Annotated in this window: 23 protein-coding genes; 2 read left to right on the forward strand and 21 right to left on the reverse strand. The window is 62.5% G+C overall.

The window, feature by feature from the left end:
- Positions 1–25: 25 nt before the first annotated feature.
- The 6 genes from AC1RWL_RS13415 to AC1RWL_RS13440 form a co-directional block, all read right to left on the reverse strand.
- A complete protein-coding gene (locus AC1RWL_RS13415) occupies positions 26–439 on the reverse strand; it encodes a hypothetical protein (protein ID WP_256120702.1) in 414 nt (137 codons plus the stop codon).
- Between the two features lie 114 nt (positions 440–553).
- Positions 554–1,645 carry an ABC transporter ATP-binding protein gene (locus AC1RWL_RS13420; RefSeq protein WP_493094982.1) on the reverse strand — a complete coding sequence of 364 codons (1,092 nt, stop codon included), beginning with the start codon at positions 1,643–1,645 and terminating at the stop codon, positions 554–556.
- Positions 1,646–1,668: 23 nt separating this feature from the next.
- Positions 1,669–3,321: a beta-galactosidase BglA gene (gene bglA, locus AC1RWL_RS13425; RefSeq protein WP_493094983.1), complete on the reverse strand. Its 1,653-nt coding sequence runs from the start codon at positions 3,319–3,321 to the stop codon at positions 1,669–1,671.
- A 25-nt stretch (positions 3,322–3,346) separates the two neighbouring features.
- The gene (locus tag AC1RWL_RS13430) at positions 3,347–4,492 is read right to left on the reverse strand and encodes a carbohydrate ABC transporter permease (protein WP_435267572.1); all 1,146 of its coding nucleotides are present in this window, start codon (positions 4,490–4,492) and stop codon (positions 3,347–3,349) included.
- A gap of 1 nt (position 4,493) precedes the next feature.
- The gene (locus AC1RWL_RS13435; RefSeq protein ID WP_493094984.1) at positions 4,494–5,504 is read right to left on the reverse strand and encodes a carbohydrate ABC transporter permease; all 1,011 of its coding nucleotides are present in this window, start codon (positions 5,502–5,504) and stop codon (positions 4,494–4,496) included.
- A gap of 143 nt (positions 5,505–5,647) precedes the next feature.
- Positions 5,648–6,985: an ABC transporter substrate-binding protein gene (locus AC1RWL_RS13440; RefSeq protein ID WP_493095304.1), complete on the reverse strand. Its 1,338-nt coding sequence runs from the start codon at positions 6,983–6,985 to the stop codon at positions 5,648–5,650.
- A gap of 328 nt (positions 6,986–7,313) precedes the next feature.
- On the opposite strand from AC1RWL_RS13440, the gene AC1RWL_RS13445 reads away from it, so the two are divergent.
- Positions 7,314–8,342: a substrate-binding domain-containing protein gene (locus AC1RWL_RS13445; RefSeq protein WP_435267570.1), complete on the forward strand. Its 1,029-nt coding sequence runs from the start codon at positions 7,314–7,316 to the stop codon at positions 8,340–8,342.
- 37 nt (positions 8,343–8,379) lie between these two features.
- On the opposite strand, the gene folD is transcribed toward AC1RWL_RS13445, so the two are convergent.
- On the reverse strand, positions 8,380–9,279 hold the full coding sequence (folD, locus tag AC1RWL_RS13450; protein WP_493094985.1) for a bifunctional methylenetetrahydrofolate dehydrogenase/methenyltetrahydrofolate cyclohydrolase FolD: 900 nt from the start codon (positions 9,277–9,279) through the stop codon (positions 8,380–8,382).
- A gap of 436 nt (positions 9,280–9,715) precedes the next feature.
- Between folD and AC1RWL_RS13455 the strand changes: the two genes are divergently transcribed.
- Positions 9,716–10,513 carry a WecB/TagA/CpsF family glycosyltransferase gene (locus tag AC1RWL_RS13455; protein ID WP_439615038.1) on the forward strand — a complete coding sequence of 266 codons (798 nt, stop codon included), beginning with the start codon at positions 9,716–9,718 and terminating at the stop codon, positions 10,511–10,513.
- A 48-nt stretch (positions 10,514–10,561) separates the two neighbouring features.
- On the opposite strand, the gene AC1RWL_RS13460 is transcribed toward AC1RWL_RS13455, so the two are convergent.
- The 14 genes from AC1RWL_RS13460 to rem form a co-directional block, all read right to left on the reverse strand.
- The gene (locus tag AC1RWL_RS13460; RefSeq protein ID WP_435267567.1) at positions 10,562–11,092 is read right to left on the reverse strand and encodes a hypothetical protein; all 531 of its coding nucleotides are present in this window, start codon (positions 11,090–11,092) and stop codon (positions 10,562–10,564) included.
- Complete coding sequence (locus AC1RWL_RS13465) at positions 11,089–11,457, reverse strand: hypothetical protein (protein WP_256120712.1); 369 nt, start codon at positions 11,455–11,457, stop codon at positions 11,089–11,091. Before AC1RWL_RS13465 ends, AC1RWL_RS13460 begins: the two co-directional genes overlap by 4 nt.
- Before the next feature lie 4 nt (positions 11,458–11,461).
- Positions 11,462–12,034 carry a rod-binding protein gene (locus tag AC1RWL_RS13470; RefSeq protein ID WP_256120713.1) on the reverse strand — a complete coding sequence of 191 codons (573 nt, stop codon included), beginning with the start codon at positions 12,032–12,034 and terminating at the stop codon, positions 11,462–11,464.
- A gap of 280 nt (positions 12,035–12,314) precedes the next feature.
- A complete protein-coding gene (locus AC1RWL_RS13475) occupies positions 12,315–12,713 on the reverse strand; it encodes a hypothetical protein (RefSeq protein ID WP_435267566.1) in 399 nt (132 codons plus the stop codon).
- Positions 12,714–12,715: 2 nt separating this feature from the next.
- A complete protein-coding gene (gene fliR / locus AC1RWL_RS13480; protein WP_256120715.1) occupies positions 12,716–13,468 on the reverse strand; it encodes a flagellar biosynthetic protein FliR in 753 nt (250 codons plus the stop codon).
- A complete protein-coding gene (gene flhA / locus AC1RWL_RS13485; RefSeq protein WP_439630093.1) occupies positions 13,465–15,552 on the reverse strand; it encodes a flagellar biosynthesis protein FlhA in 2,088 nt (695 codons plus the stop codon). Before flhA ends, fliR begins: the two co-directional genes overlap by 4 nt.
- A gap of 208 nt (positions 15,553–15,760) precedes the next feature.
- Positions 15,761–16,027: a flagellar biosynthesis protein FliQ gene (gene fliQ, locus AC1RWL_RS13490; RefSeq protein WP_256120717.1), complete on the reverse strand. Its 267-nt coding sequence runs from the start codon at positions 16,025–16,027 to the stop codon at positions 15,761–15,763.
- Positions 16,024–16,473 carry a flagellar hook assembly protein FlgD gene (flgD, locus tag AC1RWL_RS13495; protein WP_256120718.1) on the reverse strand — a complete coding sequence of 150 codons (450 nt, stop codon included), beginning with the start codon at positions 16,471–16,473 and terminating at the stop codon, positions 16,024–16,026. Before flgD ends, fliQ begins: the two co-directional genes overlap by 4 nt.
- Positions 16,467–16,913 (reverse strand): flagellar biosynthesis repressor FlbT, encoded by a 447-nt coding sequence (gene flbT / locus AC1RWL_RS13500; protein WP_256120719.1) that lies wholly within the window; start codon positions 16,911–16,913, stop codon positions 16,467–16,469. Before flbT ends, flgD begins: the two co-directional genes overlap by 7 nt.
- Positions 16,910–17,263 (reverse strand): flagellar biosynthesis regulator FlaF, encoded by a 354-nt coding sequence (gene flaF / locus AC1RWL_RS13505; protein WP_256120720.1) that lies wholly within the window; start codon positions 17,261–17,263, stop codon positions 16,910–16,912. Before flaF ends, flbT begins: the two co-directional genes overlap by 4 nt.
- Before the next feature lie 38 nt (positions 17,264–17,301).
- The gene (locus AC1RWL_RS13510; protein ID WP_492649939.1) at positions 17,302–18,360 is read right to left on the reverse strand and encodes a flagellar hook-associated family protein; all 1,059 of its coding nucleotides are present in this window, start codon (positions 18,358–18,360) and stop codon (positions 17,302–17,304) included.
- Between the two features lie 3 nt (positions 18,361–18,363).
- Positions 18,364–19,809 carry a flagellar hook-associated protein FlgK gene (gene flgK / locus AC1RWL_RS13515; protein ID WP_493094986.1) on the reverse strand — a complete coding sequence of 482 codons (1,446 nt, stop codon included), beginning with the start codon at positions 19,807–19,809 and terminating at the stop codon, positions 18,364–18,366.
- Positions 19,810–19,853: 44 nt separating this feature from the next.
- Complete coding sequence (locus tag AC1RWL_RS13520) at positions 19,854–21,080, reverse strand: flagellar hook protein FlgE (RefSeq protein ID WP_256120723.1); 1,227 nt, start codon at positions 21,078–21,080, stop codon at positions 19,854–19,856.
- A gap of 100 nt (positions 21,081–21,180) precedes the next feature.
- Positions 21,181–21,855: a transcriptional activator Rem gene (rem, locus tag AC1RWL_RS13525; RefSeq protein WP_256120724.1), complete on the reverse strand. Its 675-nt coding sequence runs from the start codon at positions 21,853–21,855 to the stop codon at positions 21,181–21,183.
- Positions 21,856–21,919 lie beyond the last annotated feature (64 nt).

Raw genomic sequence — 21,919 nt, forward strand, 5'->3', positions numbered from 1 at the left:
GGGGCGTTTCGCCCCTCTTTTCATTTCAGCTATAGATATCCAGCGTGCGGCCCTGGTGGTTGCGGTGCGTCGAGTAGACGAAGATGCGTTGCAGGTCCTTATCGGAGAGCATGCGCAGGAAGCGGGCTTCGACGACGTCGTTGGTGTAGACGCGTTGCGTCAGGCAGCCGATCATCGGCAGGCGGGCGCTGACGATGTCGAGGTAGAAGTTGCGCGGCAGCTGGAACTTCGTCGTCATGGTGACGATGGCGCCGCTGCGCGACAGTTTGGTGATCAGGCACCGGCGTGAGACAAGATTGACGAGGCCGCCATTCTCGGTGAACTCGATGCGCGCCTCGTTGCAGGTGTCCTCCATCGGGAAACTTTTTTCCCGGTCGTACATGAAGGACTCTTCCTTGCTGAGGTAGTTGTTACGCGGTTCGGATCCCCGGATACTCATCTGCCTGTTGCCCCTGGCACTGTCTGCTTTCGAGAAAAGTTAGGGGAGCAACGCTTAACATCGGGTTGAGCGGCAGGGCTAAATCCTGCCGCTCCGCCGGTTTCGTGTCAGGTTTCAGGACGCGCGATAGCTTTTGCCGGCCGTATCGAAAAGATGCAGCTTCGCCCTGTCCGCCGTGAAGCGGATCCGGTCGCCGCGCTTGACGGCGAGGATGCCGGGAATCTTGGCGATGATCGGCTCGCCCTGTACGAGACCCTCGATGTAGAGCAGCGTCACCTCGCCGAGGGCCTCGACGATCGCCACCGTGCCCTCGAAGAGGAAATCGTCGCCGGTGGAAATCTGGAGATCCTCCGGACGCACGCCGAAGCTTGCCGCCTTGCCGACTTCGGACGTGGCCGTCGCGATATCGACGGTCGAGGTGCGTCCGCCGGTCAGTTCCAGCACGGTCGCGGCGCCTGCGGACGTGATCTTCGCCGGGATGATGTTCATGGCCGGCGAGCCGATGAAGCGGGCGACGAAGAGGTTTGCCGGGCGCTCGTAGAGCTCCAGCGGCGGGCCGACCTGCTCGATGTGCCCTGCCGAGAGCACGACGATGCGGTCGGCAAGCGTCATCGCCTCGACCTGGTCGTGCGTCACGTAGATCATCGTCGTGTCGGCCATCTGCTCGGAAAGCTTGGCGATCTCGATGCGGGTGGCGACGCGCAGCGCAGCGTCGAGGTTCGACAGTGGCTCGTCGAACAGGAAGACCTTCGGGTCGCGGCAAATGGCGCGGCCGATGGCGACGCGCTGGCGCTGGCCGCCGGAGAGCGCCTTGGGTAGGCGGTCGAGATATTTGGTGAGCTGGAGGATATCGGCGGCCGCGCGCACGCGCCGGTCGATCTCCTCCTTGCTTTCGCCAGCGATGCGCATGCCGAAGGCCATGTTGTCGAACACGGTCATGTGGGGGTAGAGCGCGTAGGACTGGAACACCATGGCGATGCCGCGCTTGGAAGGCGGCACGTCGTTGACGCGCTCTCCGTCGATCATCATCTCGCCGCCGCTGATCTCCTCCAGGCCCGCGATCATGCGCAAAAGCGTCGACTTGCCGCAACCGGACGGGCCGACGAAGACGATGAACTCGCCCTGCTTGATATCGAGATCGATGCCGTGGATCACGTCCACCGCGCCGTAGGACTTGCGGATATCCTTGAGAACCAGCCCTGTCATGTTCCTACCTCCCCTTTGGTCCGTTACGCGAAGCGGGCGAAAAACCCGCTCCAGGCCGGAAGTTCGATGTTTTCGTCATGCATCATGCTGTCGAAGCCGTGACCTTCCAGAACGTCCAGCGTGCCGGAAGGCAGGTCGGCGAGGCGCGCGACCGGGCTCATGTTGAAGGCGCAGAAGACCTTCTCGTTGCCGTGCGTGCGCACGAAGGAGAGGATCGCGCCTTCGGCCGAGTGGAACTCGATCTCGCCCTTCACCAGCGCGACGTGCTCCTTGCGGAAGGCGAGGAAGCGGCGGTAATGCGCGAGCACCGAGGCCTCGTCGCCCTCCTGCACATTGACCGCGCGCTCCAGATGCACCTCCGGAACCGGAAGCCAGGGCTTGCCCTGGCTGAAGCCGCCGGATTGCTCCTGGCTGTCCCAGACCATCGGCGTGCGGCAACCGTCGCGGCCCTTGAAATCCGGCCAGAACTGGATGCCGTAGGGGTCCTGGAGATCCTCATAGGCGAGATCGGCTTCTGGCAGGGCAAGCTCCTCGCCCTGGTAGATGCAGACCGAGCCGCGCAGCGACATAAGCAGGCTCGCCAAGAGCTTGGCATGGGCGTCGTGATCGGTGACGGCGCTGCCCCAGCGGCTGATATGGCGCATCACATCATGGTTGGAGAAGGCCCAGCAGACCCAGCCCTCGGGGGCGGCCTTTTCCAGCGCGCGCTGCGTCTCGGCGACGAAGGCCGGCGTCAGCGGCTCGGGTGCGAGGAATTCGAAGGCGTAGCACATGTGCATCTTGTCGCCGCCGGAGGTGTATTCGCCGGCGATTTCGAGCCCGCGCTGGCTGTCGCCCACCTCGCCGACGGCGGCGATGGCCGGAAACTCCTCCATGACCGCGCGGAACCGCTTCAGGAACTCCAGGTTCTCCGGCTGGTTCTTGTCGTAGAGATGTTCCTGGTAATTGTAGGGGTTCACGGCCGGCGCCGTCTGGGCGTTGCGGCGCTCGGGGGCGAGCGACGGGTTGTCGCGCAGTTCCTTGTCGTGGAAGTAGAAGTTGATCGTGTCGAGCCGGAAACCATCGACGCCGCGCTCCAGCCAGAAGCGGGCGACCGAGAGCAGCGCGTCCTGCACCTCCGGGCTGTGCAGGTTGAGATCCGGCTGCGAGGTCAGGAAGTTGTGCATGTAATATTGCAGGCGCGTCGGATCCCACTGCCAGGCGGAGCCGCCGAAGATCGACAGCCAGTTGTTGGGCGGCGTGCCGTCCGGCTTGGAGTCGGCCCAGACATACCAGTCCGCCCGCGGATTGGTGCGCCGGGAGCGGCTTTCGACGAACCACGGATGCTTGTCGGAGGTGTGCGACAGCACGAGATCGATCATCACGCGGATGTTGAGGCGGTGCGCCTCGGCGATCAGCGCGTCGAAGTCGGCGAGCACCCCGAAGATCGGATCGACGTCGAGATAATCCGAGACGTCATAGCCGAAATCCCGCATCGGCGAGGTGAAGAAGGGCGAGACCCAGATCGCGTCTGCCCCGAGGGAGGCGACATGGGCGAGGCGCTCGGTGATGCCCCTGATATCGCCGATCCCGTCGCCAGTGGTGTCCTGGTAGGAGCGCGGATAGATCTGGTAGATCACCGCGCCACGCCACCAGTCCTTGTCCGGGGTCAGAAGCGTTGAACTCGACGTCGTCATTCTGTTTTCCTGTTTTCGAAAGACGTCAGCCGCCCTTGACCGAGCCCGCCAGCAGGCCGCGCACGAGATAACGCTGCAGGCTGAAGAACACGATGAGCGGCACGATGATGGTGATGAAGGCGGAGGCCGTGAGGATTTCCCAGTTGCCGCCGCGCGAGCCGAGCAGGTTCACGAGACGTCCGGTCAGCACCAGTTCCTCATTCCCCGCGCCCAGGAAGACCATGGCGACGAGCAGGTCGTTCCAGGTCCACAGGAACTGGAAGATGGCGAAGGAGGCGAGTGCCGGGAAGGACAGCGGCAGGATGATCTTCACGAAGATGTCGAAGTCGGACGCGCCGTCGACGCGGGCGGATTCCAGGATTTCCCGCGGCAGGCCGGCCATGTAGTTGCGCAGCAGGTAGACCGCGAGCGGCAGGCCGAAGCCCATATGGGCGAGCCAGATGCCGACATAGGTTTTTGCCGGCACGCCGAAAAAGGCGCCCACGCCGTTATAGAGCCGCAGCAGCGGGATCAACGACATCTGGAGCGGCACGACGAGCAGGCCGACGATGACGGCGATCAGGATCGCCCGGCCCGGAAAGGGCATCCAGGCGAGCGCATAGGCGCAGAAGGCGGCGACGAGGATGGGGATGATGGTGGCGGGGATCGCCACCGTCAGCGAGTTGATGAAGGAGGCGCCGATGCCTTCCGCGTTCAGCACTTCGCGATAGTTATCGAGCGTGAAGCGCGAGGGCACTGCTGCCGTGTAGAAGATGCGCTGGCCGCGCGTGCCTTCCATGCGGGTCGGCGAGACGATCTCGTAGCTGCCGTCCTCCTTGACGGTCAGCGTCTGGCCGTCGCCGATATCGGCCGCAGTGCCGGCCTCGAAGGCGGTTGGCTGCAAGGGGCGGAAGCCGAAGGCGGAGACCTTCGCGTCGCCGCCTTCCAGCAGGTTGCCGGATATGACGAACTTGCCGTCACGCTCGACCTGCGCCTCCGGTGCCGCGGCGCGGCCGGTGAGGTTCTGCGAGGAGGTGGAGAGCGCCGTCCACCAGCCGGAGACGGCGAGCTGATCCTTGTCGCGCAGCGACGAGATCAGCAGGCCCGCGGTCGGCAGCGTCCAGAGTGCGACGAGCAGCAGGACGGAGAGATGGACGACGAAAATGAGCGGCGAACGGGACGTGGCGATCATCTCAGTGGCCCTCCATTTCCTTGGTGGCGTTGCGGATGTTCCAGATCATGATCGGGATGACGAGGATCATGATCACGACGGCAATGGCCGCGCCGCGCCCGAAATCCCCGCCGCCGCGGAACATCCAGTCGAACATCAGGTTGGCCAGAACCTGCGTCTGCCATTGCCCGTTCGTCATGGCGAGCACGATGTCGAAGACCTTGAGCACCAGGATGGTGATCGTCGTCCAGACGACGGCGATCGTGCCCCAGATCTGCGGCACCATGATCTTGAAGAAGATCTGGAATCCGTTGGCGCCATCGATGACCGCCGCCTCGATCGTCTCTTCCGGAATGCCGCGCAGGGCCGCCGAGAGGATGACCATGGCGAAACCAGTCTGGATCCAGATCAGGATGACCATCAAGAAAAAGTTGTTCCAGAAGGGAATGGTCATCCAGGCTTCCGGCGAGCCGCCCATGGCGACGACGATGGCGTTGAGGATACCGATCTGTTCGGAGCCTTCGGCGCGATAGTCGTAGACGAATTTCCAGATGACGGCGGCGCCGACGAAGGAGATCGCCATCGGCATGAAGATCAGCGTCTTGGCGATATTGCCCCACCAGATGCGGTCGGTCAGCGCAGCGACGATCAGGCCGAAGAAGGTGGCGAGCGCCGGCACCACGAGCAGCCAGAGGAAATTGTTGAAGATCGACTGGCGGAACTCGCCGTCGTTGATCATCCAGGCGAAATTGCTGAGGCCGACGAACTGCTGACCGGTGCGGTCATGGAAGGCGAGACGGACGGATTCGAAGACGGGATAGACGAGGTAGACCGACAGCGCGAGCAGCGCCGGCGCCATGAACAGCCAGGGCCGGATCGCATTGGTGATGCGCAGGTTCTTCGAGGCCTGCGCGCCCGTCAGCCCCTTGGAGGGGAAGATCCTGTCGAGCAGGAAATTCGTTCCGAAGAAATAGACGACGCAGGCGAGAACGCCCCCGACCATCGTGAAGATGGCGAATAACAATTGCTGCATGGCGATCCCTCCCCTGGAAACTTCCCCGCAATGTATTTTTACGGTCACGTCGAGCGCTCACGCGGAGCGCCCGCATGGTCCGGCTGCACTTCGGCATGCTTTGGGAAAACCGGCGGGCGGCCGCCCGCCGGTTCACCGGGATGTTACTTGATGGCGTCCCAGGCCTTTTGGGCACCGTCGGCCACATCGGCCGCGGACTTGCCGCCGACGAAGTCGACCATGCCGGTCCAGAACGCGCCGGCGCCGATCTTGCCGGGCATCAGGTCCGAGCCGTCGAAGCGGAAGGTCGTCGAGTTGAGCAGGATCTCGCCCTGCTTCTTCATCGGCGCGTTGGCATAGGCTTCCTTGTTGGCGCTCTTATAGGGCGTCAGGAAGCTCGTCTGCGCCATCCACAGTTCATGCGCGATCGGCGTCTTCAAGAACTCGATGAAGGCGCGGGCGGGCGGCGTGTCCTTGGTGATCATGGCGAGCGTGCCCGCACCGAGGACCGGGTTGCCGAGCTCCGGCTTGCTGGCATAGGGCGGCATGTAGAAGAAGTCCGCATCCTCGCCGACGACCGTGCCTTCCGGGAAGAAGGACGGGATGAACGATGCCTGGTGGTGCAGGTAGCACTTCGGCGGCGAAGCGAAGAGGCCCTTCGGGCTGTCGCGGAAGTCGGTGGAGGCAACCGCCGCCGCACCGCCATCGACGAACTTGTCGTTCTTGGCGAACCAGCCGAATTCATCGATCGCGCCGACCACGGCGGCATCGGTGAATGGGATTTGGTTGGTGACCCACTTGTCGTAGGTTTCCGGCGAGGCCGTGCGCAGCATCAGGTCTTCGACCCAGTCGGTCGCCGGCCAGCCGGTGGCGCCGCCGGAACCCAGGCCAATGCACCAGGGCGTGCCGCCGTCGGCGACGATCTGCTCGGTCAGCGCCTTCAGGTCTTCCATGGTCTTTGGCACTTCATAGCCGGCGTCTTCAAAATTTTCCGGCACGTACCAGACAAGCGACTTCACGTCGATCTTGTAAGGGAAGGCGAAGAGCGCGGCATTGCCGTCCTTGCCCTTGTAGGTCGAAAGATCGACCCAGGACTGGCCGGCGGCGTAATTGTCGAGCAGCCATTGCTTAGTCTCGTCGCCGAGCGGGCTCAGGTAGCCCTTGGACGCGAGATCGGCGATGAGGCCCGGCTGCGGCAGGATGGCGACGTCCGGCGGGCTGCCCGCCTGCGTGTCGATGACGATCTGCTGCTCGTAGTTTTCCGAGGAGGAATATTTGATCTCGACGCCCGTCGCCTCAGTGAAATAGGCGTAGACGATCTTGAAGAGCGCCTCGTCCTCACCGCGCCAGGGGCCGAAAATGGTCAGCGTCTGGCCCTTGAGATCGTGACCCTTCTTGAAATCCTCGAAACTCTGCCAGTTGAACTTGGAATCTTCGCCGGGCTTGAATTTCAGCTCGGCCGCGGCGCCGCCCGCCATAAAAAGCGCGAGCGCAGCCGTCATCAGCAACGTCTTTTTCACGAGATTTGCCTCCCATAGCAATCCCGCCCTCTCCCGGGGCAGGCATCTTCTAAAATACCCCAAAATTCAAAGCGCTTTGGATTTCCTTTCATCCCATTTCCCCCCAAGCTTCGTCAAGTACCCCTCAACAATTTGAACGTGAAATCGCCGTATCTAACGCAGTGCAGCGTAGTTTTGCGGCGCAAAATAGCCAAAACAGCTTTTCCTGTTTGATTTGCTGATGTTAGATGCCAAAACGCTTTGAGATAAATTCAGGGACAGAAAAGTCAAATATTCAAAGCGCTTCGATTATTTCAAGAAAGCTAAGCATGTGAATCTCAAGCAGTTATCGCAATTGCTGGGCCTCTCTCAGACAACCGTGAGCAGAGCGCTGAACGGCTATCCGGAGGTCAATGCCGAGACGCGCCAGCGTGTTCTCGATGCCGTGCGGGAGACGGGATATCGCCCGAACCGGGCCGCCCAGCGCCTCGCAACCGGCCGCGCGGGCTCGATCGGCCTCGTCATGCCGACCGCCGATGGCATCGAGTCCGACGTGCATTTCGGCGAATTCCTCGCCGGCCTCGGCGACGAGGCGGTCAAGCACGACTTTCATTTCGTCATCAATCCGAGCCACCCGGACGAAGAGGTCGCGACCTGCCGGCGGCTGGTGGCGAGCGGCAATGTCGATGCGCTGTTCCTCGCCTATATGCGCGTGAAAGATCCGCGCATCGCCATGATGAAGACGCTGAAGACGCCCTTCGTCGTGCATGGCCGGTCGATCGGCGTGCCGAACGACTATCCCTTCCTCGACATCGACAATACCGGCGCCTTCTACGATGCCGCACGCCTGCTTGCGCAGCTCGGCCACCGGCATTTCGCGCTGCTCAACGGTCCCGACTATCTCGCCTATTCGATCCGCCGCAAGAAGGGCACCGTGCGCGCGCTCGCCGAGTATGGCCTGGTGCTGCGCGACGACTGCGTGGAACATTCGCAGATGACGGACGAACACGGTTTTCGCGCCATGGAGCGTTTCCTCCAGCTCGAAACGCCGCCGACCGCCGTGCTCTGCTCCAGCACCGTGCTGGCGCTCGGCGCCGTGCGGGCGATCAGCCAGGCGGGGCTGAAGCTTGGCGTCGATATCTCGCTCATCGCCCATGACGACGTGCTGCCGATGCTGAAGCCGGAGAATTTCATGGTGCCGTTGACGACGACGCGCTCGTCGCTGCGCGCCGCCGGCCAGCGCATCGCCCGCCGCCTGATCGCCAGCATTCTCGATCTCGAAACCCTGCCGCAGCAAGAGCTCTGGAAAACGGATTTGATCGTGCGCGCCTCGACGGGACCGGCGCCGGCGGGAAAATGAAAAGGCGCCCCGCGGGGCGCCTTACATCTAGTGACAATCAGAACTTCGGCGGCATCCTGCCGGCCTTGCGGTAGGCGGCGATGACGGTGTTGGCCATCAGCATGGCGATGGTCATCGGGCCGACGCCGCCCGGGACCGGGGTGATGGCACCGGCGACCTTGGCGCATTCCTCGAAGGCGACGTCGCCCACCATGCGCGACTTGCCCTCGCCCTTCTCCGGTGCGGCAATGCGGTTGATGCCGACGTCGATGACGGTCGCGCCCGGCTTCACCCAGTCGGCCTTCACCATTTCCGGACGGCCCACGGCGGCGACCAGGATATCGGCATTGCGGCAGACCCCGGCGAGGTCCTTGGTGCGCGAATGGGCGGTGGTCACCGTCGCGTTCGCGGCGAGCAGCAGGGCCGACATCGGCTTGCCGAACAGGTTCGAGCGGCCGATCACCACGGCATTCAGGCCGGAGAGGTCGTTACCATGGGTGCGGCGCACGAAGACCATGGCGCCGGCCGGCGTGCAGGAAACGAGGCCGCCGTCGAGATCGCCGGTCGCGAGCTTGCCGGCATTGACGACATGCAGGCCATCGACGTCCTTTTCCGGCCTGATCGACTGGATGATCGGCTCGGAATTCAGGTGCTTGGGCAGGGGAAGCTGCACGAGGATGCCGTGAACGCTCTCGTCGGCGTTCAGCGTCTCTACGAGGCGGGCGAGTTCTTCCTGCGTCGTCTCTTCCGGCAGCGTGTGCTGGATGGAGGTGAAGCCGCATTCCTTGGCCATGCGACTCTTGGAGGAGACATAGGCGTGGCTGGCCGGATCGTCGCCGACGATGACGACGGCGAGGCCGGGTTTCACGCCCGCATCCGTCTCCAGCGCGGCGGTTGCGGATTTCACGGCGTCAATCACGGAAGCGGCAACCTGCTTCCCATCGATAATGGTGGTCACATTTCTCTCCCTGAATGATGTGCCCCACTCTAGTGGGGCGGCCGCGCGGCGGGATGGCCTCTTAACGCCCTATGCTGTCCAAAACACATAATTTCAAGCGCGCGTTGCGGGAAACCGTCGGTCCGGTGGATTTTCCTGTCAGCGATGCGAGAGCCATGCCTGCCGCATGACGGAGCCCGCAAGGTAGGCGAAAAGTCCTTTTTTGACGCAACCACAAGGTTTCTTCCGATGGAAAGCCGCGGCGGTTCGCAAAAAATATCTCTTCATTTCAGCAGCTTATACGAACGATCGGCGACATGGTTAGGAAAGCGTGAACGCCACGCATAGGCTTTTCCCGAAAACCTTAAATGGCCCTTCAGGCGGAGTTGTTAAACCCGACGTAGAACAGAACGCGCATTGCGGGATCGGCCAAGACCGTCCCGGAAGGAAGCTTGTCATGAACCTTATGTCGGGCAATATCGTCGCCTCGCAACGGGATATTCTCGGCCTGCCGGTCTGCGATCTCGGCTGGGCGGAGGCCTTCGCCTTTGCCGAGGAGGTGGCGACCATGCCCTTCGGGCAGAGCGTCATCGCCTTCATCAATGCCGGCAACGCCAACCTGATGATCCGCGATCCGGAATACCGCGCCGTGCTGGAGCGCCAGATCGTGCTGCCGGATGGCCACGGCGTCGATATCGCCTCCATGCTGTTCCACGGCCGCAAGTTCCCGGCAAACCTGACGGGCACGGATTTCGTGCCGGCTTTGCTCACCTATCTCGCTCGGCCGATGCGCGTGGCGATGATCGGCGCGCAGCAGGCGACGCTGATGCAGGCGGCGGAGAATTTTCGCCGGCACGCGCCCTGGCATCACTTCCTGCCGATTTCCGACGGTTTCTTCGACCGGGCGGCCTCCGATGCGGTCATGGAGCGGGTGCGCGAGGCGAATGCCGATATCCTGCTCGTCGCGATGGGCAGCCCGGCGCAGGAAAAATGGATCGACCGCCATGTCGGCCCCGGCCATGCCCGGCTGGTGCTGAGCGTCGGCAACCTGTTCGACGTCGTCGCCGATGCGCCGCACGCCGCACCGGGCGGAATCCGCCGGCTGCGGCTCGAATGGCTCTACCGACTGGTGAAGGCGCCATCGCGCCTCAGCCGCGCCGACTTTTCCTTCCTCTACCATGTGCTGCGTTACAAGTTTTCCGGCACGGGCGAGGCGCATGACAGGAACGATACGGCAAAAGCCGGCTCGCTCTGACGCGGCCGGCTCTTCTCAACCGATAGAAATGTGTTCAGGCGGTGGGTCTCAATGCCCGCCGCTTTTTTCCGCGGGCTTGCCAGCCGGAACCTCGCCCTTGACGAGCGTCTGGCCTTTCTTCGGCGCCGGGTCCTGCACGGAGGCGGTGGTAATATAGTCGATCTGCTCGACATAGACCTCTGCGATCACCTCCGCGCCAAACCGGCGGTTCAGGCCCTCCTTGACGATGCCGCGAAAGGCATCGACGTCGAAGCTGCCGACGGTCGCCACATCGATCATCTTCTTGCCGACGAGCAATGTGTAGAGCTCGTCGGTGATCATCTGCGGCAGCGGCACGGTCTGCTTGGCGGCAAGCTCCTTGTTCGCCTTGTAGGCGAGCTTGGTGAGGAGGTAGCCGCTGACGCCGCCCTCCCCGATCACCGGCACGGTCGTTGTATAGCCGCTGACGAACTCCATGGCCGCCTCGCGCTCTGCGGCGGCCGTATCGACCTTGGGGGCCGAGGCCATCTTCAGCGAAAAATAGACCGAGGCGAGCGTGATCGCGAGGATCCAGACGCCGGTGCCGATGAGCTTGATCATGTGCCGTAACTCACGCGGAACTGTTCCTGCGAATAGGTGCCGTCGGCTTCGAGGTCCTGCACGGCATTCTTCAGGATGCTGACCACCTCGCGCACCGCATCGAGATGGGCGGAGACGCGCTGGGCGTTGGTCGCGAGCTTTTCACGAACGCGGCCGAGCTGCGTCGAAAACGTCCGCGGCACCTCGTCCGGACGCACGTCGCGCGTCAGCATCGCCAGCTCGTAGAGGCAGCGGCTCTTGTGGGCGTTCGAGGTCGGCAGGTCGAATTCTGGATCGCTGCCGATATTGTCGTTCTCGTTGTCGATGATGGTCTCAAGCCGGCCGAGGACGGTGCGGATCCGGAGTTCGTTGGTCGCCTGTTCCATTTTGTTATGCTCCGCTTACGCTTTTCTTGTCATGTTCCTTGATGCCCGGCGTCAGGTCGGCAAAGGCCTCCCGCTGCAGGGCCTGCACCATGCCGGATGCGACACGGTCGGTATTCTTGTCTTTTTCCGGGGACGCGGCGCCGATGCCGCTGCTCTTGGCCAGGCTTTCGGCAATGCCGATGCCGCCGCCCTTGGCAATCGCCGTGCCGAGCTGGTCGGCCATCATGCCGCGCCACATCTCGCCGGCCGTGCCCTTGCCGTACATTTCTTCGCTGTCTGCGGGCAGCATGGATTTCACGAAATTCTGCAACACCATCGCTTCGAACTTGCGCAGGTGCTCCGGCACGGACTTGCCGCCGACGGCGGACACACCCTGGCTCGACGCATGCGCACCGGCCGAATCCCTGTTGAGGATGCTGCCGACGGTGGCCTGGAAACCGGCGCCCGCTTCCGCAAGGCTCGTCGCCTCGAAGGCGGCGCGGTTCGATTTCAGCTTGGCTTGCGCTTCCTGAACCTGGGCCGGGTCGGCAGCGCGCACGACATCGAGCACCAGATCGCTGGGGGGAGAAATTGCCACGTCCTAAAGCCTTTCAGGTGTTTCCTGCAAGCCGGACCCGTCCTCATGGCGGTCCGCCGGCCTTTGACTGTTTGGGACATCGGGATCGTCCGCGCCGCACCTGCGGCTGCTTCGACAAACCTCGTCATCGTCCTGATGCGACTATCGCTGCTCAACCTTACGGGAGGCTGGTGGCGGATGACGAAGTCGTGACGGCATCGGCTGCCGAATCCACTCTGACGCAAGCTTCCATGAGACCGCGTTAAATCGCGTTTCATTACAGAGGCTTGGGCAAGAACGCCTAGTCGTCGCTCTTCTTGTAGGCGATGTGCTGGTCGATGAGGTCGTAGATGGAATTGTCGGCGGCCTCGCGGTCCTCGGCGCTGCGCGCTTCCTTGCGGTGCTCTTCCATGCGGTCGCCCTTGGTGCGCTCGCGCACGACGCGCATCTCGTGCATCTGCTGGACGTTGGCCAGCATCTGGTCCTGCTGCTGGAGCTTGCTGTACTGGCCGGAATAGTGGCGCGAAAAGCTGCGATGCACCGGGTCGAGCGAGTTGATCGCGCCGATGACGGCGTCCATCGTCTCCGCCACTTCCTGGCGCTGCTGCGTGGTGTTGGCGAGGTCGATCTCGGCCATCTTTTCGAGGTGCCGCTGCACTGAGACCAGGCGTTTCAGCTTGTCCGAACGGTTCTGCGCCATCGTCATCGCCCCTGGAAGACGGGAATGAAGCCGGCCGCGAAAATTTCAAGCAGCGAGGAAATGCCGAAATACATCAGCACCAGGCCGCCCAGGATGATGAAGGGCAGCGAGACGAAGTAGATCGGGATCTGCGGCGCCAGCTTGTTGACGAGGCCGATGGAGACGTTGAACACCAGGCCGTAGAGGATGAAGGGGCTTGCGAGCCGCAGCATGATCATGAAGGTCTGGCTCAGCGTATCGGTGAGCGAGATCAGCGCGCTCTGCGGATTGAAGCCTTCGCCGAGCGGCATGACATTGTAGGATTCGATCAGCGCCCGCATGACGACATGGTGGAAATCCAGCATGAAAAGCACGAGCAGGCCGGCAAACGACAGCAGGTTCGTGAGCTGGTTTTCGGCGGTGTCTTCCAGCACGTCCGGCGTCGGCGGCGCGTTGAAGCCCATCATCATGGTGAGCACCGTGCCGGCAAATTGCAGGCCGAGCACGTAATAGCGCGCGATCAGGCCGATGACGGCGCCGGTCAGCGTTTCGAAGACGATGAGCTTGAGATAGCCGTCGAGCGAACCGGAGGTGCGCGGGTAGATGACGTCCCACATGATGGGCAGCACCGCCATGGAAATCGCCACCGCCAGGAACAGGCGGATCTGCATGGAGAGGCGCGCGGAGGAGAAACCCGGCAGCAGCATGAAACACCCGCCGACACGGCAAAAGGCGGCGAACAGCGCCAGCACCGTGCCCTGCGGGTCCGTTATCATGAAATAGAGCCGAGAATCTTGATCTCGATGCCCTTGGCGAGCTCGACATGCGAGAGAACCGGCAATGTGGCGAACAGGCGCTCGATGATCATGCGCACATAAGTGCGCGATTCGGGCGACGTGACCAGTACGAAAGGCGTGCCGCGGTCAAGAAACTCGCGGATAACCCGGGTTGCCTGCTCGGAAAACTCTTCGAGCTGGCGCGGATCGATGTCGAACTCGACGATTTCGCCCTTGGTGTCGCGCTTCAAGGCCTGGTGGAAGACCATGTCCCACTTGTTGCCGAGGCGCAGCACCGGCAGCACGCCGTTTTCGGCGAGGTCGCCGCAGATCTGCTGCGACATGCGGATGCGGACATGCTCGACGATCTGCTCGGTCTTGCGGACATGCGGGGCGAGTTCGGCGACCGCTTCGAGGATGAGGTGCAGGTTGCGGATCGAGACGCGCTCGGCAAGCAACAGCTTCAGGACGGCCTGGAGGCCGGAATAGGACATGTGCGACGAGCAGATTTCGTCGGCGAGCTTGCGGTATTCCGGGTCGAGGCGCTCGATCAGCACCTTGACGTCCTTGTAGGACAGGAGTTGCGGCAGGTTGTTGCGGATCACTTCGGAGAGGTGCGTGAGCACCACCGAGACGTTGTCGATCGGGTGGAAGCCTTCGCGGCGCAGGTCGTCGGCGAAGGTTTCGAGGATCGAGACCGCCGGCATGCCGAAGGCGGGTTCGCGGATATCGTCGCCCGGCACGCTCGGCTTGCGCCCGCCGCCGGTGACGACCAGCACTTCGCCGACGCGCACGATGTTGGACGCGATCGTCGTGCCGTGGATGCGGATCTGGTAAGATTTGTCGGGGATCGAGATGTCGTCGGAAACCTTAATTTCCGGCACCACGAAGCCGTATTGCCCGGCGAATTTCTTGCGCATCTTGCCGACGCGGAAGGCGAGTTCCTGGTGCGCGCCGAGCAGGCGCGTCGAGACCTGCTTGCCGAGCAGAAGCTCGATTTCGGCGGTCTTCAGCACCGACTTGACCGAATCCTTCTCCTGGTCGCGCGTCTGCTGGACTTGCTTGGCCTCGTCGTCGCGGCGCGCCTGGTTTTCAGCCTCGATGCGGCGCGGGATGATCCAGGCGCCGAAGGCCATGAGGCCGCCCAGCGTCATGAAGGGGAAGAAGGGCAGGCCCGGAATGATCGCGAGCACCATCATCAGGCCGGCGGCGACGAAGAGCGCGCGCGGATAGCCGGAGAGCTGGTTGACGACCGCCTGGTCGGTGGAACCGGCCGTGCCGCCGCGCGACACGATGAGGCCCGCGGCAAGCGAGACGATGAGGGCCGGGATCTGCGAGACCAGGCCGTCGCCGACCGAGAGCTTGACGAAGACGTCGGCGGCTTCCGACAGTTCCATGCCGTGGCGGAAATAGCCGATGATGATGCCGCCAAAGACGTTGATGGCGGTGATGAGCAGGCCGGCGATCGCGTCGCCGCGCACGAATTTCGACGCACCGTCCATCGAACCGAAGAAGGAGCTTTCCTCTTCCAGCTCGCGGCGGCGCAACTGCGCCTGCTTCTCGTCGATCAGGCCCGCCGAAAGGTCGGCGTCGATCGACATCTGCTTGCCGGGAATGGCATCGAGGGTGAAACGCGCGCCGACTTCGGCGATACGCGTGGCGCCCTTGGTGATGACGATGAAGTTCACCACGATGAGGATCATGAAGACGATGAGACCGATGACGAAGTCGCCGGACATGACGAGGCTGGCAAAACCCGCGATCACGCCGCCCGCCGCATCATGGCCCTCGTTGCCGTGCGAGAGGATGACGCGGGTCGTGGCGATGTTGAGCGCCAGCCGGATCATCGTCGCGATCAGCAGAACGGTCGGGAAGGACGAGAAATCGAGCGGGCGCTGGATCCACAGCGCGACCATCAGGATCAGGACAGAGAAGGCGATGGAGAAGGCCAGGCCGATATCGATCATGAAGACCGGTATCGGCAGGAAGAGGATCGACAGGATCGTCAGGATGCCCACGGCGAACGCGATATCGCGGCCGCTGGGGCTCACCTTCGGAATGCTGATTGCCGGTACTTGCGCCATCGAAAGAGTTCCCGTCTCGTCATGAGAGGCGGCGGCGCGTCACACGCGTCGCCCATTTTCACCCCATGACCTACAGGCCGAAGCTTGCGCAAACCTCTCCTGTGTCATGGTCGGGCCTGACCCGACCATCCACGCAACGGCTGTGGATCCTCGGGTCAAGCCCGAGGATGACGTCCCGCGAGTGGGATACGCTTGCGGCAGAAACCGGCTAGAAGCCGCTTTCTATTCGGGAAAAGACGATATTGGTAAAAATGGAGATCTGGGCGCCGATGAAGGGGGCCGAGATGGCGATCGTCACGAAGATCGCGAGGATTTTCGGCACGAAGGTGAGGGTCATTTCCTGCACCTGGGTCAATGCCTGGATAAAAGCGATGGCGACGCCGACGATCATGGCGGCAAGCACGGCCGGTCCGGAGGCCACGACGACCGTCCAGATGGCTGCCTGCGCTATGTCGAGGGCGTCTGCCTCATTCACGTTTCGGGTTCACTCGCCGTGGTTTCGCTGACCTTCACGCCGGGACCGATGACAAGGGTCTTGCCCGAATCAAGCGTCGCAACGATGCCGTCGTTGTATAGCGTGACTTCCTTGACGACGCCAGAAATCTTGCCGTCCTCGCTGGTGACGGTGCGGCCGATGACCGAGTTCGCTTCCTGCAGCGAGGTGCGCTGCAGGAGGCTTTCCAGGTTCTTGTTGGTCTTGATGGTCTGCTCGACCTGCGAGAAGGTCGCAAGCTGCGCCATCTGCTGGGTCGCGTCCATCGGCTCGGTCGGATCCTGGTTCTTCATCTGGGCCACGAGCAGCTTCAGGAAGCTTTCGTAGTTGATGGTCGCCGACTTCTCGTCCGTGCCGGATTCAGCGCCGGTAACGGTCGGAACATAAGGCTTGTCTGCCGCCGATGCGGCGCCGACGGGGGTTACCATGGTGCGATCTCCCTGCGGATCTGTTCGATGGTGGCCGGCGGGATCTCCTGATTGTTGAGGATGCGATCCTCGATCGGGTAGAGCGCGCGGATGGCTTTCAGCGCCTCGAAGACGCGGTCCTGGGTGACGAGGGCGTCGACGCGCTTGAGCTCGGCGAGCACTTCCTCGTTCTTGAAGCAGGAAAGCAGCATGATGACCGATTTGCGGAACATGGCGATCGACTGTTCGGCCCCTTCCGGATTGATCAGCGCCATCTGGGCGATGAAGTAGAGCTGGCGAAGCGGCGTGGTGGCCTGCTCGGGCTGAAGAACGTGGTTTTCCAGGAGGAAGGTGACATCGTTGAGGAATTCGATCGCGACCTTGCGGTCGACCCTCAAAACTGCGCCGTTGACGAAGATGCGCTCACCGGACTTCAGCGATATACGCAGTGTACTTTTCATTTGATGCCATCCTTGATGATGGTGGTGATGTCGATGATGCCCTGGAAATTGTTGGATTCGCGTTTGCGGATCTTTTCGACTTCCTTGAGTATCCAGATGGCGATCGAGATGAGGTTGGCCCGAAGCTCGTCTTCGAGCTGGTTTTCCGGGTTTCCGAGATCTTCGATAAAGCGTATCCAGACGCGGCGGGTGAAGTAGATCGCCTCCACCGCTTCCCTGCCGTAGGTGCCGCCATCGGAGGCCATTGCCGCTGTCAGAAGCGCAATCGACCGGTCGAGGACCTGCCGCTCTCGATCTTTCGAGACGGCAACGCCTTCCTCCATGATCTCGGCATATGAAAACTGGTACATTCAGACATCCTTCATGTGTGTCCGTACCCTCTGGTTCATCAGAGGTAATTCAGCAGGCTCAGGTTCTGGATCCTCGACGTCAGCGTGTAAGCGAGTGAAAGCTGCGATTCGAGCGTGGTGACGCGCGTCGCCGCCTCGTAGGTATCGATGCCTTCCATATCCTTGATGCTGGTGCTCAGGATGGTGATCTGGGCATTGAGCGAGGTATTGGCCTGTGTCACGCGCGCCTCGGAAATGCCGAGCTTCGAACGCTCGCCATCGATGCCGGAGATCGCGCGGCCCGTATAGTCGATCGCCGCGTCGCTGACCGTCTTGCGGGTCTGTTCGGAAACGCCGAGTGCCAGCAGCTCCTGACCGAGCACGAGGCCGAGCGCCATGTAGCGCATGCCCTCGACATTGGTGTTGGTCGAGCTCTGCACCGTCTCGGCAGTGCTGATGCGGCTCTGCATGTTCTCGTCGGACGCGTTCGACCAGTCCGTTTCCCAGCCCGGCCCCATGAAACTCGTTTCAAGGCTGTCGATGAAATCCTGCATGTCGGTCGGCGTGATGCCGGCGACGGCGACTTCATTGGTCTGCGGGAAGCCGAAATGCGTGGCGAATGCGGCGTCGAATGCGGCCTTCGCGTCGGAAACCGGCGTTTCCTGCAAATAGTCCTTGAGCGGCGTCACGTCGGTGTTGATGCCGGCAAAGAGGAATTCACCGCTGAAAGAGCTGTTGGCGGCGGCGGTGAAGGTCGACATCGCGTTGCCGATGTTCTCCTTGGCGAGCGCCAGCTGGTCGGCGGACGTGATGCCGGAAAGCGCGATGAACACTTCCAGCGCATCGTTTGCCGCCGTCGACATCTGGCCGAGCGCTTCCTGGGAGGCGGCGAGGCGCTGCGTCGTCAACGCGTTGGTGCTCTTCAGCGATTCCATGCGCTGGAGGTCGCGGTGCAGGTTCAGCGTGCGCGCGGTCTTGGCGCCGAGCACGGCGCCGACATCGGCATGACGGCCGGTGACCGTCTCCTCCTGAAGCTGCAACATCTCCTTCTGCGCGCTGGCGACCGTGAGCCGCATCGCGTTCTGAAGGGACATGTTCGAAACGAAAGAAGTCTTCATAACTTACCCCGCCGCCTGAAGAAGCGCGGCAATCATCTCATCGACCGCCGCCACGAGTTTCGCCGACGCCTTGTAGGATTGCTCGAGGTCGAGAAGCAGCGCCAGTTCCTCGTCGAGGCTGACGGCCGTCACATTGAGAAGCGCTTCCTGGGTGCGGCCGAGCAGCGCGGTCTTGTCGTCGCCTGCCGTCGTCGCGGCACTGCGGATCTGTTCCAGCCAGCCGACCGAACCGGTCGAGAAAGCGAGGATTGTGCCGGTCGTGTCGATCGCCGCATCCGGATCGAAGGTCCTCTGCGTCTCGAAACCCGTTGCGTAGCCGTTCAGCAGTTCCGAGAAGCTGGCATCGTCATTCAGGTTGAAGGTCGCGTTGATGCCGTCACGCAGCAGCATGGCGTTGCCGCCCTGCGCGGTGATCACGTCCGGATTGACCTTGATGACCGCGCCGAGACCGGGCGAATTGACCGTCGGGATGCCGCCCCAGGTGAAGAGACCGTCAGTCGCCACGAAGGTGCCGGAGCCCGGCGGCGTCTCGACGCTCTCGGAGAACATCGAGATGAGGGCGACGGACATTTCGTCGAGCTGGTTCTGGAAGGTCGGCGCGACATTGTCGCGGATCTGCAGGAGGGCAGCGATCGAGCCTTGCGCGGTGGTGTTGCCGCCGGCACCCGGCTGGATCGGCACGCCGTCCACATAGACCGGAAAGCCGTCGACGGCCGCCGTGTAGGTGGTCTGCGGCTCGAAGGTCACGGTGCGCGCCACCGTCTCGAACAGCACCGTGCCGTCGCTCGTATAGAGCGCCAGGTCGTTGTTCGTGCGGTTGACGGCGGTGACGCCGACGATCGCGGAGATTTCGGTCAAGAGCTTGTCGCGCTGGTCGAGCGCGTCGTTGACGTCGGTGCCCGACGCCGTGCCCTGCTTGACCTTGTCGTTCTGGGTCTGGAATTCTTTGAGCAGGCGGTTGAGTTCCGTCACTGCCGTGTTGATGTCGGCATCCGCCTCGGAGCGAAGCTTCTGCAGGGCATGCGAGGTGCTATTCAGCGAGTTGACGACGTCGGTCGCATCCGACACGACCGTCTCGGCGAGCGAGACTTCGTTCGGCTTGTCGGCGAAGGTCTGGAGATTGTCGCGCAGCTTCGCGAGATAGGTGGAGGGGGCGAGTTCATAGTCCTCGCCGCCCATCATCATTTTCATCTGCGTAAGACCGGACAGGAGCGTGTCCTGGCCGGCGGACTTGGAGATCGACAGCAGGTTCTGCTTCAGCAGTGCTTCGTTCTGCGCGCGCTGCGTTTCGACCACCGTTGCACCGGAGGTCGCCGTAGCGAGGATCGCCGCGCGGCGGGCGTAGGCCGGGTTGCTTGCATTGGCAATGTTCTTCGACGCGACGGCCGATTGAAGGCCTACGTTGGAGAAGCTGGACTGAGCAGTCTTCATTGCTGCTGAAAGCGACATCGGTTCTACCTAACTCTCGAATGCACGCGCGGCGTCATGCCGGCTTATCTCTTGAGATTGACGAGGACTTCCATCAGTTCGGAACCGGTCTGGAAGACCTTCGAGTTGGCAGTGTAATTGCGCTGCGACTCGATCATGCTGGTCAGTTCTTCGGCGATGTCGACGTTGGAGTCTTCCAGCGCGCCGGAGATGATGGTGCCGTAGCCGCCGTTGCCGGCATAACCCATGACGACCACACCGGAATCGCTGCTCTGCGCGTAGACGTTGCCCGGCAGAGGCTTGAGGTTGTCCGGGCTCTGCACGTTCGCCATGGCGATACGGTATTTCGGGGCGAGGTCGCCGTTCTCGTATTTGAGATAGACGATGCCGTCGTCGCTGATTTCATAGCCGGCAACGCCGCTCGGGCCGATGCCGTCGATGTCGCCCTTGGCTGCGAAGTCGGCCGCAAGCTGCGTGCTGCCGCCGCTGGTGCCACCGATCGAGATTTCCAGCGGGTTGAGAACGCCGCCGCCGATGGTCGTCGGGCCGGCCAGCGTGATGTCCGTCGGCGAGACGAGCTTGCCGTCCGTGTCGAAGGTCAGGGTCGTTGCTGCAAGAAGCGGCGTGACCGTGCCGGAGACCGGGTCCGTATAGTTGACTTCCAGCGACCACTCGTTCGGGGTGCCCGTCGTCGAATATTTGAAGTCGAGCTTGCGGGTGTTGCCGAGGCTGTCATAGGCGACCAGCGAGGTCGTCTTGGAGAAGGGGTCTTCGGCATTCGACGGCAAGTTGACGTGCAGGTAGCCGCTTTCGGAGGCCTTCACGTTCAGCTCGCCGGCTGCAAGGTTGATCTCTTCGAGGCCCGCGAAACCGTTGATGACGATCGTCGGGTCTTCGGTCGAGGAATAGGGGTAACCCATCAGCTTGAAGCCGGACGAGTTCTGCAGCGAGCCGTCGCTCATCGGCGTGAAGGCGCCGGCGCGGGTCATGTATTCGACGCCGTCGGAACCCTGGACGATGAAGAAGCCCTTGCCGTTGATGGCGAGGTCCGTCGCAGAGGTGGTGTAGGTGAAGGTGCCCTGCGAGGAGATGGAGTAGCGCACATCCGTGTTGACGCCGCCGGAATTGTAGGCGCCGCCGGTGGTGGGCAGGATAAGGGAGGAGAACTGGGTCGAGGCCTTCTTGTAGCCCGTCGTATTCGCGTTTGCGATGTTGTCGGCCACCGTGCTCAGGCGGTTCGCCTGTGCATTCATGCCGGAAACACCCGTTCTCATCGTACCGTAGAGGCTCATGTCATTTCCCCGTTCGTCTCGTCACTACGACCCTATGAAACGGGCCTTGCGTGAAGCTGGCTGCCAGGGTCCGCCTTCCCTGCCAGCCGGCAATCTCTTTTCAGCCCTGCCAGTCGATGCAGTAGCCAAGGAAGCGCTTGGAATCGATCGGGTCGAAACCGAGCTTCTTGCGCAGCTTCTTGCGCAGCTTGCTGATGTGGCTTTCGACGACATTTTCTTCGACGTCCTCGTCGAAGATGCCGTAGATCGCGTTGAAGATCTGGGTCTTGGAAAGCCGGCGGCCGCGGTTGGCGACCAAATATTCCAGGATGCGGCGCTCGCGGCGTGGCAGAGGGAAGACTTCGTCGTTGATTTCCGGGTCGCGACCGTCGGAAAACACACGGATCGGGCCGATTTCGGTGAAGTTGGTCAGCGCCTTCAGGCGCCGCCGGATGGCCGCCGCACGGGCCAGGATTTCCCGGGGATGCACCGGCTTGCGCACGACGTCATCGACGCCGCTGTCGAACAGCGCAAGCGTGTTTTCCAGGGAGGGGGTGTCGCTGACCGCGATCACCGGGGCCTGGGAGCGGTCCCGGATCGCGCGCGGCAGTTCCATGCCGAGCTGGCCCTGGCCAATCAGGAAGGCCTCGACCGCATCGATGTCCGAATCAGCGGCGGTGTTGACCCACTCGCCGAATTCACGGGGATCGAACCCCGTCGAGGGCACGCCCTCGCGTCCAAATAGAGAAGTATAACCATCTTTCACGAGCTCTCGCTCATCAACCACTACGATCATTCGTCCGCCTCCGAATCAGTGTGGTGCCACGTTGAGGCAGTGGTACGAATCGGGCGAATCACCG

The sequence above is a fragment of the Shinella sp. GW821-FHT10F02 genome, assembly GCF_058809275.1.